Here is a 13,650-nt window from a genome sequence, read left to right as displayed (position 1 = left end):
GTCTCTCCTCCAGGTTGTGCCGGGTTACCAGCTGAAGCGTTCGGTGTGGATGTTGGCCGCCGGGACGCCGGCGGCGAGAGCCGCCTTCTCGACGGCATCCATCCACCCGGTGGCCCCACAGACGAACAGGTCGTGGGCGGCGATGTCGGGGACGAGCGCCAGCAGTGCCTGCTCGTCGCTCAGGTGGGCCGCGGCCTCCGGCAACCAGCTGTGGCGTCCGGCGATCCGCCGTCCCACGAGGTAGTACACCCGGGCACCGGTGCGGGCGGCCAGCCGCTCGATCTCGCCCCGCAGCACGAGGTCGGCCTCGGAGCGGGCACGGTAGAGGAGGGTGACCTCCCCCGGCTGCTGCTCCAGGTCCTCCAGCAGAGCCCGCAGCGGGCTGATGCCGATGCCGCTGGCCACCAGCGTCACGCCGCGCCGCGTCCGGACCCCGGCGTGCAGGCGCCCGTAGGGGCCCTCGAAGAGCACACGGGCCCCGGGGCGGACGGACGCGAGGGCATGGCTGCCGTCGCCGAGATCCTTCACGGTGACCCGGAGCGTGGTGTCCGTGGGCGCGGCCGAGAGGGAGTAGGGGTGCGCGCGGGTCCAGCCCGGGCCGGAGAGGAAGCGCCAGTTCATGAACTGGCCCGCGGCCATCGGGAGGCGGTCGAGGCCCCGTCCGGACATGATCACAGAGACCACGTCCGGGCCCTCCCGGACCACGCGCTCGACCCGCACGTCGTGCACCAGGCTGCGAACCAGCGGCACGCCGATCCGCCAGACGAGGATCGAGCCGGCCGCCGCGATCCACAGCGTCCACCAGTAGGCCGTGGCCACCGGGCTGGCGAGGAACTCCTGGCCGGTCCACAGCATGTGCGGGATCGCCAGGCCGACGCCGAGGTAGGCGTACAGGTGCAGCAGGTGCCACGACTCGTAGCGCAGCTTCCTCCGTGCCCGCCGCAGGCTGGTCAGGGCCACCATCACGATCAGGGCGGTGCCGGCGGTCGCAAGCAGCATTCCGGGGTAGTCGACGACCATCTCCCAGAACTGCACGAACGGGTTGATGCCGGCGGTCACGGCATAGCCGGCCGCGATGAGCACGAGGTGGGCGAGCATCAGCGAGAACGACCAGAAGCCCACCAGCCGGTGACGGCGGGCGAGTTCATCCTGCCCGTACGACCGCTCGACCACAGGGATCCGCGCCATCAGCAGCACCTGTACCAGCAGGAGGTCCGCGGCGACGAGGCCGGTGATCCTGCCGAGGCTGGTCAGCGCGCCGCCGGCCGTGCCCATCGCCTGGAGCCCGCCGCCGGCGACCCAGAGGGCGACGACCACGAGCATGCTCGCCCAGGTGGCGGCGCCCACGGCGTCCCGCCACCACCGCGGGGTGGTGACTCGTCGTCGGGGGGCTGTGGCGGGCGCCCGTACGGGTGCCGGCGCCTCGGTCAGGACTGCCATGGTCGCGGTGCCTTCCTCTTCTCTTCGCCTCGAGGATGGCCCCGGCCGCTTTCGGTTTCGTGCGGCGGCCCTGTGTGCCGGCTGTGGACAGCTAGCCCGCCATCGGCTGGTCGCGCCGGGGGTCCAGGGCGGCGGCCAGCGGCCGCAACGCGTCCAGGGCCCGCTTCTCCAGGCGCCGGACGGTGCTCGTGCTCAGCCCGAGGCGGCGCGCCACGTCGCCGCACTCCAGCGGCTCGCCGCCACCGAGCCCGTGACGCAGTCCGATCACCCGTGCCTGGTCCGGCTCGAGGCGGGCGAGCAGCCGGCGCACCTGCGCGGCGAAGATGCCGGCGTCCGGGTCCTCCGGCGACGGCTCGGCCAGGCCCGGGCCCTCGGCCAGCTGGTCGATGGCCAACGGCGGCCGGTAGTCCACCAGCCGCCGGGTCGCGGAGACGTCCTGGCCGATCAGGCCGGCCAGTTCCGCTGCCCCGGGGACGACGCCGCGCTCCTGCCCGAGTTCGGCCTGCAGGCCGCGCACCCTCCGCAGCTGCGCAGCGAGACCGGGCGGCAGGGTCACCGCGCCGAAGCGCAGCGAGCACACCTCTGCCAGGTGCTGGCGGATGCGCATCGTGGCGAAGGTCGAGAATCGGCCGCGTTCGACGTCGTAGCGCTGCAGCGCCACGGCCAGCGCCACGCAGCCCTCCTGGAAGAGGTCGTCGACGGGGAGCCCGCACCGGCGCGCCTCGACCCCGGCCAGCCGCCGCACCAGCCGCAGGTTGGCGAGCAGGAAGTGCCGGCGCGCCCGGACGCCGGCCTCTGCGATCGCCCGGAGTTCGGCGGTGGTGGCGGAGACGGGCCGTTCCCCGGTGGCGAGCAGGTGCTCGGCGAGGACGCCCGCCTCGATGGTGCGCGCGCCGGCGTACTCCTCCTGCGCCGACATGAGCGGGGTGCGGAATCGGGTCTCCATGGCCCCACCCTCCGGCCGCGGGACGCCGCGCAGAACCCCCGCGTCCCCGAATGTGCAGCAACACCGTGGCAACACCCGATCCTGGGGACGGGCTCACACCCGCCTCCGCCGCTCAGAGGGCGGGACCGGTGGCCAGCGCGAGCAGCTCCTTGCGCTCCTTCTCGAGGTTCACGAGCGTGGCGAACATCCGGTTGTAGGCCTGCTGGTCGTCCAGGGGATTCGTCCGCTGGAGCTTCGACTTCAGCCCGGCGATCTTCCGGGACAGCCCCTGCACCCGCAGCTGCGCGGCGTACTCGCGCGCGTAGGCCTCGGTGGGATCGCGCAACACCGGCTCCACCGCCAGCGAGACCACGAGCTGCTCCAGTACCGGGTCGGGGCGGGCGTGCAGGATCCGCTGCGTCCACTGCCCTGCGCCGTCCGCCGCGGACAGCACCGACTCGAACAGGGCCCGGTAGGCGGGATGGGTGAAGTCGTCCGCGACCAGACCGTTCCAGTCGGCGGTGAACGTCTCCGGCGCGCGGACGATCAGCCTCAGCGTGCCGCGCTCCGCCTCCAGCCGGCGGTCGCGCGGGTCGGGCACCGGCAGCCCCGGGCGGGGCTCGGGGATCGGGAGGGCCTCCTCCTGCTCAGGCCGGCGCTCCGCGGTCCGCGACCGGCGCTGCACGGTCACCTTCACCTCGCGGCGGACCTCCTCCGGGTCCATGCCCAGCCACTTCGCCAGCTCGCGGACGTAGCCCAGCACCAGGCTCTCGTCGCGGATGCTGCTGACCAGCGGCGCCGCGGCGCGCAGGGCGGCGAGCCGCCCGTCCACCCGGTCGAGGTCGTAGCCGGCCAGGACGTTGCGCATCACGAACTGGTACAGCGGCACCCGGCGTCCGACGAGCTCCCGCAGGGCGGCCTCGCCCTGCTGGATGCGCAGGTCACAGGGGTCGAGCCCGCCGGGCTCCACGGCGACGTAGGTCTGGGCGAGGAAGTTCTGGTCACCCTTGAAGACCTTCAGCGCCGCCGCCTGCCCGGCCGCGTCGCCGTCGAAGGTGAAGATCACCTCTCCCCCGGACACGTCGCCGGTCCCGAGGAGTCGCTGGAGCATGCGCGCGTGGTCGTCGCCGAAGGCCGTCCCGCAGGACGCCACGGCAGTGTCGACGCCGGCGAGGTGACAGGCCATCACGTCGGTGTAGCCCTCCACCACGACCGCCTGGTTCTTCTTGGCGATGTTGCCCCGGGCCAGGTCGAGGCCGTAGAGCACGGTCGACTTCTTGTAGACGATGGTCTCCGGGGTGTTCAGGTACTTGGCCGGCATGCGGTCGTCGTCGAAGATCTTCCGGGCGCCGAAACCGAGGACCGAGCGGCCCGCGTCGCGGATCGGCCACAGCACGCGGCCCTGGAAGAAGTCCCAGCCGTTCTCGCGCACGAGCCCGGCCTTGACCAGTTCGTCGTCGCTGAAGCCGCGCGAGCGCAGGTGCTGGCCCAGCTCACGTCCCCCGGTCGGGGCGAAGCCGATCCCGAAGTGCTCCGCGGCGTCCTTGTCGAAGCCCCGGCCGTCCAGGAACTGGCGGCCCGGCAGGCCGGACGGGGCCAGCAGGTGACCGGAGAAGAACTCCGCGGCCAGCTGGTTGGCCTCGAGGATGCGCAGCCGCAGCCCCGGTTCGACCCGCTGGCCGCCACCGTCGGAGTACCGCAACTGGAGGCCGACGCGGTCGGCGAGGAACTCCACGGCCTCGGCGAAGCTGACGTGGTTGATCTTCTGCACGAAGCTGATGACGTCGCCGCCCTCGCCGCAGCCGAAGCAGTGGAAGAAGCCGCGCGCGGGCGTCACGTGGAAGGACGGGGTGCGTTCGTCGTGGAACGGGCACAGGCCGGTGAGCGAGCCACCACCGGAGCGGCGCAGCGTTACATAGGACCCGATGACGTCCTCGATCCGGGAGCGTTCCCGGACGGTCGCCAGGTCCTCCTCGTTGATCAGTCCGGCCACGCGCGCAGTCTAGGCCCCGGGGCGAGGCCCGCGCGGACGGCTCAGGCGTCCCGGCCGATCCCCTTGGGCAGGCGGCCCGGATCCCACCCCAGCAGGTCGACCGCCGTGCCGAAGGCGAAGCGGTCGGTCATGCCGGCCACATAGGTGACCGCCGCGCGCACGCGTCCCTGCGTCCCCTGGTCGGGGGCGACGAACGCGACGGGGAGGGCGAGGGGGTGCTCGGCGTAGTACTCCACCAGCGCGTGCAGGACGGCGATCACCGCCGTCGACTGCGCCACCGAGTCCGGGCGGGTGTAGATGCGCTCGTAGTTGAAGGCGCGCAGGGCGGCCAGGGCGGACGCCTCGTCCTCCGCCATCCCCACCGAGCCGGTGCGGGACGCGGTCGAGATGACGGCGCGGACGAAGGTGCCCAGTTGCTGCCGGCGGCTGCGGCCCGCCACCTCCACCACCTCTGCGGGCAGGTCGTCGAGATCGACGATGCCCGCGCTCGCGGCGTCCTCCAGGTCGTGGGCGCAGTACGCGATCCGGTCCGCCCAGCTGACGATCTCACCCTCGATCGTCGCCGGCACCGGCCTCGACCAGGAGTGGTTGCGGATCCCGTCCAGCGTCTGGGCGCAGAGGTTGAGGCTGGTCAGCACCACGTCAGCACCCCAGGGCCCGTGGTCGTAGCCCTCGGCGAGGAACGCGTCGAAGGCATCCTCGCTGGCGTGGCCACCGGGCCCGTGCCCGCAGTCGTGGCCCAGGGCGATCGCCTCGGCGAGGGTCGCGTTGGCGCCGACGCCGCGGGCGATCGAGGTGGCCACCTGCGCCACTTCCAGGGCGTGGGTGAGCCGCGTGCGCTGGTGGTCGTTGGGAAACACGACCACCTGCGTCTTGCCGGCCAGCCGCCGGAACGCGCTGGAGTGGACGATGCGGTCCCGGTCGCGCTCGAAGCAGGTGCGCTCGGGGTCAGGCTCCTCCCGGATCTCCCGCTCCCCCGCCCCGGACGCCAGCGCCGCGCCCGGGCGCAGCTCCGCGGCCTCCCGCTCTTCGCGCTCCTCGCGCAGCACCGGCCGTCCCGGCTCGAGGCGGAGGCCCGGCTCGGCGTGGGCGCGCACGAGGCTGTCGCCCGCGTGCCCGGACATCGTGCGGGCCCAGGCGATCGCACGAGGTGGCAGTTCCGGCATGGGGTCCATCTTGGCAGCCCTCCGTCCCGGCCGGACGCCGCGCGGCGAGCCGTGTGGTCCGGGTCGCCGGAGGGCGTCCGCACCGCGCCACTGCCGGACGGCGGCGCCCGCGGTGTCGCGGGCGCGAATCGGCCGTCCGGCGGCGTGCCGACGCTACCCTTGCTGGCATGACGAACCAGCAGCCCGAGGGCACCTCGCCCAACCCGACGCCGCAGGGCGGCTTCCCGCAGCCGGGCACCTACGGCTCTCCGCAGCCCTATCCGCAGCCGGGTTCGTCCGGGTACACCCCGACCGCCCCTGCGTACGGCCAGCCCGCGCAGCCGGGCTACGGCGCCCAGCCCGCCTACGGGCAGCCGGCCGCGCCGCAGCAGCCGGCGGACAGCCCCTACCAGATCACCCACTACGCGGCCCAGTACGGCGCCCAGGGCACCCCACAGGCGCCCTACCCGCCGGCGCCGTACCAGACCCAGCCCTACCCGCCGGCGTCGGGGTGGCAGCCGGGCCAGCCGGAGAAGCGGAGCCCGATCCTGGGCATCGTCGCATTCGCCCTCGTCGCGATCGCGCTGGTGGCGAGCCTGGTGTCGCTGCAGCCGCTGGTGCAGTTGATGTCGAACCTCATCATCGCCAACGGAAGCACCACGATCGACAGCTCGATGATCACCCAGCAGATGGCCGACCAGTTGGCCGGCCCGGCCACGATGATCTTCGGCGTGAGCCCCGGCCTCGGACTGGTCGCGCTGATCCTCGGCATCGTCGCGATGGCCACGCGCCGGGGTCGCCTGTGGGGCGTGATCGCCCTCATCCTCGCGATCCTCGGTCCGGTCATCGTGTTCACCGCCCTGATGATGGGCATCCTGCCCGCGGCGGAGGCCGTCCAGTAGAACGCACCGGCAGCGCAGGACGGCCCCGGACCGCGGTAGCGCGCCGGGGCCGTTCCGCGTCCCCGGCCGCCGACGGGCCCCAGGTAACGCTTCGATAACCATCGACGGCACCTCTTGTTCCTTCATAAGTTAGTAAGGTTTACTAACCGACATGAGAGAGGTCGTGCGCCGCAAGCTGCGCCCCGAGGACGCCCGGAGGAGCAACCTCGCGCTCGTCCTGCGGGCGATCTACGAGGACTCCCAGCTCTCCCGCGCCGACCTGGCGCGGGCGACCGGCCTCACCAAGGTGACCGTGTCCGACCTGGTGGCCGAGCTCATCGCCTCCGGGCTCGTGCGCGAGACCGGCACCAGCGAGATCCAGCGTCCCGGCAAGCCGTCCACCCTGCTGGCATTCGACGCCGCCGCGCGCGACATCCTGGTGATGGACCTCTCGGCGCGTGACGAGCTCCGCGGCGCGGTGGTCTCGCTGCGCGGGGAGCTGCTGCTCACCGCCGTCCGGCCGCTCGACGGTGCGGTCGGCGACGAGGCGCTGGCCGCGGCCCTCGACCTCGCCCGCGAGCTGGTCGCGTCCGCCACCCACCCGGTGCTCGGGCTGGGCGTGGGCACGCCCGGCACCGTGAACGGCTCCGGCACGGTGCTGTCGGCGCCCAACCTCCACTGGCACAACCTGCCGCTCCAGCAGCTGCTGCACGACGAGCTGGGTATCCCGGTGCGCGTCGAGAACGACGCCAACGTCGCGGTGCTCGCCGAACGCCGGTTCGCCGGGGGCCCCGACGACCTGGTGCGCGTCCAGCTGTCGCGCGGCGTCGGTGCCGGCCTCGTGGTCGGCGGCCGCCTCGTGCACGGCGCGGCCAGCGACGCCGGTGAGATCGGCCACGTCGTCATCGATGAGAGCGGCACCCCGTGCGGCTGCGGCAAGGTCGGCTGCCTGGAGACCTGGACCTCGGTGCCGGCGCTCACCGCGCGCATCGGTGCCGAGCCCGGGCGCCGCGACGAGCTGCTCGCCGAGGCCGGCCACCGGCTGGGGCTCGCGCTGGCCCCGGTCGTCGGCATGCTCGGCCTGGCCACCATCGTCATCGGCGGCCCCACGGAGATCGCCACCGCCCCCCTGCTGGACGCCGCCCGCGAGTGCATCGCCGAACGCACCCGCTCGGAGTTCCGTCCCGACCTCGACCTGACCGCCAGCCGGCTGGGCGCGGACGCCGTCCTGCTCGGCGCCGCGGCCCTCGTCCTGCTGAGCGAGCTCGGCGTCGACTGACCCACCCGACTTCCCTGACGTCCGTCCTACCGAAAGGAATGCAATGAAGAAGATGCTGTCGGCGCTCACGCTGGTGACCGCCTCAGCCATCGCGCTGGCGGGGTGCTCCTCCGGCACCGCGAGCAGCCCGACCGCTGCGGCCTCCGCGTCCTCGGCCGCGCCGCAGAACATCACGCTGTGGCTGGCGGGCGGCGACACGCCCCAGGAGCTGCGTGACTACCTCAAGACCACCTACAACGCCAAGACCGGCGGCACCCTCACCATCGAGGAGCAGTCGTGGGGCGATCTGGTCACGAAGCTGACCACGGCGCTGCCCGACCCGAACAACACTCCCGACGTCGTCGAGGTCGGGAACACCCAGTCACCGACCTTCACCAACGTCGGCGCCTTCGCCGACATCTCCGACATGTACACCGAACTGGGTGGCGACAAGCTGCTGCCCTCGTTCGTCGAGGTCGGCAAGGTGGACGGCAAGAACTACACGCTGCCGTACTACTTCGGCTCGCGCTACATGTTCTACCGCAAGGACGTCTACAAGGCCGCCGGCGTCGAGGTGCCCAAGACCCTGGACGAGTTCAACGCGACCGTGAAGACCATCGCGGAGAAGAATCCCAAGAACATCAAGGACTTCTCCGGCTTCTTCATCGGCGGCCAGGACTGGCGCAACGGCATCTCCTGGATCTTCGCCAACGGCGGCGACCTCGCCAAGCAGGAGAACGGCCAGTGGGTCTCCACGCTGTCCGACCCCAACAGCATCAAGGGCCTGACCCAGCTCCAGGAGATCCAGAAGGTCGCCTCGCGCGCCCCGAAGACCGCCAAGGACGAGTCCCCGTGGCTCTACATCAACGACGCGGACAAGATCATGGACGGCGACAAGGTGGCCGGGAAGACCAGCCTCGCCGCGGCCACGATCATGGCCCCGGGTTGGGCGCACTGGTCGATCGGCGACCTGGTGAAGAAGGACGGCAAGGAGGTGCGCGAGTGGAACCCCGACACCTTCGGCGTCTACCCGCTGCCGGGCAACGACGGCAAGCCCGCCCCGGTCTTCGCCGGCGGCTCCAACATCGGGATCTCCGCCGCGTCCAAGAACCAGGCCGGCGCCCGTGAGCTGATGAAGATCATCTTCTCCTCCGAGTACCAGCAGATGCTGGGCAAGAACGGCCTCGGCCCGGCCAACTCCGACTACGTGTCCAGCATGGGCTCCGATGAGTTCGCCAAGGCGCTGATCGACTCCGCATCCAACTCCAAGCTCACCCCGGCCGCTCCGGGCTGGGCCGGCGTGGAGGCCTCGGGCAAGCTCGAGGAGTTCTTCTCCAAGGTGGCCGACGGTGGCGACATCACCGCCCTCGCCGCGGAGTACGACGCCCTCCTCACCCCGATGCTCAACGCCAAGTAGTCCACGAACCGCCCGGGCCGGGTCCGCACACCCGGCCCGGGCGCCCCTCCCGACGCTCGCCACCCCTCGCTCCGCTCGTCACCCCGCGCGCCGCTCGTCACGCCTGGTGACCCCGGCGTCGGCGCCGAACCCCTCCGCGGCGTCCCGCACCCCTTCCAGCCCCCCTCTCACCGAGGGCCAGCCAATGCGCCGAGGGCTCGACCCCCGGCGCTGGCCCTCGGCGCGAACGCTGGCCCTCGGCCAGGAAGGCTGGCCCTCGGTCCGGGCGTCAGCCGGCTTCCGATCAGGAGATACTCCCTCATGACTGCGTTGTCCTCCCCTGCCCGCGTGCAGCCGGCAGCGTCCGACCCGGGCACGGTCCGGCGCCGACGGCCGCCGGTGGCGCCCTACCTGCTGCTGGTGCCCGCGATCGCGGTCCTGCTGCTCGCCCTGGGCTACCCGCTGGTGTGGCAGTTCTGGACGTCCACCCAGAAGTTCGGGCTCGCCCAGCAGTTCGGCCGGCCGCCGGAGTTCGTCGGCCTGGCCAACTACACGCAGCTCTTCTCCGACCCCCAGACCTGGGCGGTGGTGGGACGCTCGATCGCGTTCTGCCTCGTCAACGCCGCGGTGACCGTGGTCATCGGCGTCCTCGTGGCGCTGCTCATGCAGGCGGTGGGGACCCTCACCCGGCTCGTCCTCCAGGTCGCGATGCTGCTCGCCTGGGCGATGCCCGTCATCGCGTCCATGACCGTGTGGATCTGGCTGTTCGACTGGCGCCGCGGCATCGTCAACTGGCTGCTGACCGGGCTCGGCCTCGACTTCACCAACCACAACTGGCTGGAGCACCCGCTCAGCTTCTACTTCGTCGCCACCGTCATCGTGGTCTGGATGTCGGTGCCGTTCGTCGCCTTCTCCGTCTACGCGGGCCTCACCCAGATCTCGGACGAGGTGATGGAGGCGGCAGCCCTCGACGGCGCCTCGCCGCGCCAGCGGTTCTTCTCGATCATCCTGCCGATGATCCGGCCCGTGCTGATGATCGTCGCCCTGCTCCAGGTGATCTGGGACCTGCGGGTCTTCGCCCAGATCAAGATGCTCCAGGACGCGGGGGCGCCGACCGCCTCCACCGACCTGCTCGGCACCTACATCTACCGCCTCGGTGTGGGGGCCTCCGACTTCGGCATGGCCTCCGCCCTGTCGATCTTCGTCCTCCTGCTCACCGTCGCCCTCAGCTTCTTCTACGTCGTGCACCTGATGAAGGAGGACTCCTGATGTCCACCACCACCGCCGCACGGAACCGCCGCCGCTTCCGCCCCGGTCGCGCCGCGGCCACGGTCGTCGCCGTCCTGGTCTCGCTGGCCTGGGTGTTCCCGGTCTACTGGATGCTGAACTCCTCGTTCCTGCCCAACACCGTGCTCACGTCCACAACTCCGCGGTTCCTCCCCATCGGCGGGTCGCTCGACAACTTCGTCGCCGTCATCGCCCAGGGCACCTTCTGGCCGGCGCTCGGGATGAGCCTCGCGATCACGCTCACCACGGTCGCCTTCTGCCTGGTGTTCGCCTTCCTGGCAGCACTGGCGATCAGCCGCTTCCGGTTCCGCGGGCGCGCGTCCTTCGTGCTCGCCGTGCTGTTCATCCAGATGCTGCCCGCGGAGGGCCTGTTCATCGCCCAGTACAAGCTGATGAGTTCGATCAACCTGCTCAACTCGGTCGCAGGCGTCTCGATCCTCTACATCGCCGCGGTCGTGCCGTTCACGATCTGGATGCTGCGCGGCTTCGTGGCCGGCGTCCCGATCGAGCTGGAGGAGGCAGCGATGGTGGACGGGCTGAGCCGCACCCAGGCCTTCTTCCGGATCACGTTCCCGCTGCTCGCCCCCGGCCTGGTCGCCTCCGGCGTCTACGCGTTCCTCCAGGCGTGGAACGAGTTCACCGTCGCCCTGGTGATCCTCCAGAAGGAGGAGTACCGCACGCTGCCGCTGTGGCTGCGCGGCTTCGTCCAGGCCAGCGCAACCCGGGCCACCGACTGGGGCCAGGTGATGGCCGCGTCCACCCTGGTCGCGGTGCCGGTGATCATCTTCTTCCTCATCGTCCAGGGACGCCTGACCTCCGGGCTCGTCGCCGGGGCGGTGAAGGGCTGAGATGACCGGCTCCGCACTCCGACGGGCGATCAGCGCGACGCTCATGCCGGGCTTCGCCGGCACCACCCTGCCCGCCTGGCTCGAGCGCGAACTCGCGGACGGGCTGGGCTCGGCCTGCCTGTTCGGCGGCAACATCGCCGACGCCGACCAGGTGCGCGCCCTCACCGGGGCGATCCACGCGGCGAACCCCTCCGCGGTGATCGCCACCGACGAGGAGGGTGGCGACGTCACCCGGCTGCACCACCACGAGGGCTCGTCGTACCCGTCGATGGCCTACCTCGGCCACCTCGACGACCTGGCGGTGACCGAGGAGACCGGGCGCGGGATCGGGCGCGAGCTGGCTGCGGCCGGCGTCGACCTGAACCTCGCCCCCGACGCCGACGTCAACTCCAACCCGCGCAACCCGGTCATCGGGATCCGCAGCTTCGGCGCGGACGCGTCCCTGGTCGCGCGGCACGTCGCCGCCTACACCCGCGGCCTGCAGTCGGCCGGCGTCGGCGCGGTGGCCAAGCACTTCCCCGGCCACGGAGACACCGCCACCGACTCCCACCTCGCCGTGCCCACCATCGGCGTGTCGCCGGACGTCCTCGCCGCGCGCGAGCTGGTGCCCTTCGAGGCCGCGGTCGCCGCCGGCACGCTCGGCGTGATGACCTCCCACATCCTCGTGCCGGCGATCGACCCGGCCCTGCCCGCGACCCTGTCCGCGTCCGTGCTCGGCCTGCTGCGCGGGCGCCTGGGCTTCCGCGGCGTCATCGTCAGCGACGCCCTCGACATGGCGGGCGCCAGCGGGGGACGCGGCATTCCCGCGGCAGCCGCGCTGGCCCTGGCCGCCGGGGTCGACCTGCTGTGCATCGGCACGGACAACACCCCCGACCAGCTGGACGCGATCCGCGCGGAGGTCCTCCGCGCCGTGCGGGACGGCGAGCTCACCGAGGACCGGGTGTTCGAGGCCGCCGAACGGGTCACCGGCCTGTCGGGCACCATCGCCTCTCTGCGACGGGCCGCGCCCCCGCCCCCGGTCGGGCCCGCGGCCGTCCCGCCGCTCTCCCCCGCGGGCTTCTGGCTGCGCGAGCCCGTGCGGCCGATGCCGTCGCCGGTCTTCCTGCGCCTGGACTCGACCGCCAACATCGCCGCCGGCGACACGGCGTGGGGAGTCGCAGAGCACCTGCGTCCCGAACTGGACCGCCGGTTGCCCGGCGCGACCTGCCTGACCGCCGCCACCCCGGACGAGGCCGCACGGGCCGTGGACGCCGCCGAGGGCCGTCCGCTCGTGGTGCAGGGCCGCGATCTGGCCAGGGTGGGCTTCCTGGCGAGCGCGACCGCTATGGTGCTCCAGCGACGTCCGGACGCGCTGGTCGTCGAGCTCGGCTGGCCCGAGTTCGGGGGTGAACCACCGCTGGCCGTCGCCACCTACGGCAGCGGGCGCGGCGCCGCCACCTGCCTGATCCAGCTGCTCGCGGAGGGGACCAGATGAGCCAGGGGCCGAGCCTCGGCATCGACATCGGGGGCACCAAGACCCACGGCGTCCTGCTCGACGCCTCCGGACGCGTGCTCGCCGACCAGGTCCGCCCGACCATGAAGGGCGCCGACGGCGTCCTGTCCACGGCCAGGGCTGTGGTCGACGACTGCCTGCGGGAGGCCGCGGTCGACCGCTCGCAGCTGGCCGGCGTCGGCGTGGGCGTCCCCGGCCAGGTCGACCACCTCACCGGGGTCGTGCGGACGGCCGTGAACCTCGGCATCGACCATCTGGAGCTCGGCGCCCTCCTGTCGGCCGACCTCGGCGTGGACGTGCGCGTGGACAACGACGTGAAGGCCGCAGCCCGCGGCGCCGCACAGGCCCTGGACGTCCAGGGCGCCGACCTCACGTACGTCAACATCGGCACGGGCGTGGCCGCCGCCACCCTGGTCGCGGGACGGGTCGTGCGCGGCGAGGGCAACCTTGCCGGCGAGATCGGGCACGTCCCGGTCGTCCCGGACGGCGAGCGGTGCGCGTGCGGGCAGCGCGGCTGCCTGGAAGCGCTCGTCGGCGGCGGCCGGATCGCGGCGCGCCTGGCCCTGATCGATCCTCCGCTGGCCCTGCCGACCCTGGTCGCGCAGGCCACCCGCGGACGCCTCGAGGCCATCGCGGAGCTCGACCGCATCGCCGGGGGCATCGCGACCGCCGTCCAGCTCGTCGTGCTCACCCAGGGCTCTGCGCGCGTGGTGCTCGGCGGCGGCGTCATCCACGCCACGCCCGGGCTCGTCGACCACGTGCGCCGGATGCTGGAGCTGCGGGCGGCTGAGTCGGACTTCCTCGCCTCCCTCCACCTGCCCGGGCGCGTCGTGGTGCTGCCCTCCGGCTACCCGGTGGCCGCCATCGGTGCGGCCCTCGTGGGACGCGCCGGGTCGGGCGCGACACGGCCGGCCCCGGTCGGCTGACATCGCGCCGCCCCACCCGGTCCGCAGGCCTCCTCCGCCCGGCGGGCACCGGTCGGTGG

Annotated in this window: 11 protein-coding genes; 7 read left to right on the top strand and 4 right to left on the bottom strand. The window is 72.6% G+C overall.

Annotation, left to right across the window (positions count from 1 at the left end; genetic code table 11):
- Positions 1–24: 24 nt before the first annotated feature.
- From ACFQQJ_RS10265 to ACFQQJ_RS10250, 4 genes are all read right to left on the bottom strand, one after another.
- Positions 25–1,440, bottom strand: a complete 1,416-nt coding sequence (locus tag ACFQQJ_RS10265; protein ID WP_377106195.1) for a ferric reductase-like transmembrane domain-containing protein — start codon at positions 1,438–1,440, stop codon at positions 25–27.
- A gap of 91 nt (positions 1,441–1,531) precedes the next feature.
- Positions 1,532–2,386 (bottom strand): sigma-70 family RNA polymerase sigma factor, encoded by an 855-nt coding sequence (locus tag ACFQQJ_RS10260; RefSeq protein WP_377106194.1) that lies wholly within the window; start codon positions 2,384–2,386, stop codon positions 1,532–1,534.
- Positions 2,387–2,498: 112 nt separating this feature from the next.
- Positions 2,499–4,358: a DNA primase gene (gene dnaG / locus ACFQQJ_RS10255; RefSeq protein WP_377106192.1), complete on the bottom strand. Its 1,860-nt coding sequence runs from the start codon at positions 4,356–4,358 to the stop codon at positions 2,499–2,501.
- 41 nt (positions 4,359–4,399) lie between these two features.
- Positions 4,400–5,524 (bottom strand): HD domain-containing protein, encoded by a 1,125-nt coding sequence (locus ACFQQJ_RS10250; RefSeq protein ID WP_377106190.1) that lies wholly within the window; start codon positions 5,522–5,524, stop codon positions 4,400–4,402.
- Between the two features lie 167 nt (positions 5,525–5,691).
- On the opposite strand from ACFQQJ_RS10250, the gene ACFQQJ_RS10245 reads away from it, so the two are divergent.
- The 7 genes from ACFQQJ_RS10245 to ACFQQJ_RS10215 all read left to right on the top strand — a co-directional run bounded on the left by ACFQQJ_RS10245 (position 5,692) and on the right by ACFQQJ_RS10215 (position 13,591).
- Positions 5,692–6,405 (top strand): hypothetical protein, encoded by a 714-nt coding sequence (locus ACFQQJ_RS10245; RefSeq protein WP_377106189.1) that lies wholly within the window; start codon positions 5,692–5,694, stop codon positions 6,403–6,405.
- 151 nt (positions 6,406–6,556) lie between these two features.
- Positions 6,557–7,663 carry an ROK family protein gene (locus ACFQQJ_RS10240; RefSeq protein WP_377106188.1) on the top strand — a complete coding sequence of 369 codons (1,107 nt, stop codon included), beginning with the start codon at positions 6,557–6,559 and terminating at the stop codon, positions 7,661–7,663.
- 43 nt (positions 7,664–7,706) lie between these two features.
- A complete protein-coding gene (locus tag ACFQQJ_RS10235; protein WP_377106186.1) occupies positions 7,707–9,059 on the top strand; it encodes an extracellular solute-binding protein in 1,353 nt (450 codons plus the stop codon).
- A 300-nt stretch (positions 9,060–9,359) separates the two neighbouring features.
- Positions 9,360–10,307, top strand: coding sequence for a carbohydrate ABC transporter permease (locus ACFQQJ_RS10230; RefSeq protein ID WP_377106184.1), 948 nt, complete (start codon positions 9,360–9,362; stop codon positions 10,305–10,307).
- Positions 10,307–11,173 (top strand): carbohydrate ABC transporter permease, encoded by an 867-nt coding sequence (locus ACFQQJ_RS10225; RefSeq protein WP_377106182.1) that lies wholly within the window; start codon positions 10,307–10,309, stop codon positions 11,171–11,173. The genes ACFQQJ_RS10230 and ACFQQJ_RS10225 overlap by 1 nt, the downstream gene beginning before the upstream one ends.
- 1 nt (position 11,174) lies before the next feature.
- Complete coding sequence (locus ACFQQJ_RS10220) at positions 11,175–12,647, top strand: glycoside hydrolase family 3 protein (protein ID WP_377106180.1); 1,473 nt, start codon at positions 11,175–11,177, stop codon at positions 12,645–12,647.
- Positions 12,644–13,591: an ROK family protein gene (locus tag ACFQQJ_RS10215; protein ID WP_377106179.1), complete on the top strand. Its 948-nt coding sequence runs from the start codon at positions 12,644–12,646 to the stop codon at positions 13,589–13,591. The genes ACFQQJ_RS10220 and ACFQQJ_RS10215 overlap by 4 nt, the downstream gene beginning before the upstream one ends.
- Positions 13,592–13,650: the final 59 nt, after the last annotated feature.

Origin of the sequence: Propionicimonas sp. T2.31MG-18, assembly GCF_964266745.1 — a bacterium.
In the GTDB taxonomy this organism is placed as follows: domain Bacteria; phylum Actinomycetota; class Actinomycetes; order Propionibacteriales; family Propionibacteriaceae; genus Propionicimonas.
The sequence above is the reverse complement of the archived record's forward strand: the minus strand, read 5'-3'. Positions and strand labels throughout refer to the sequence as shown.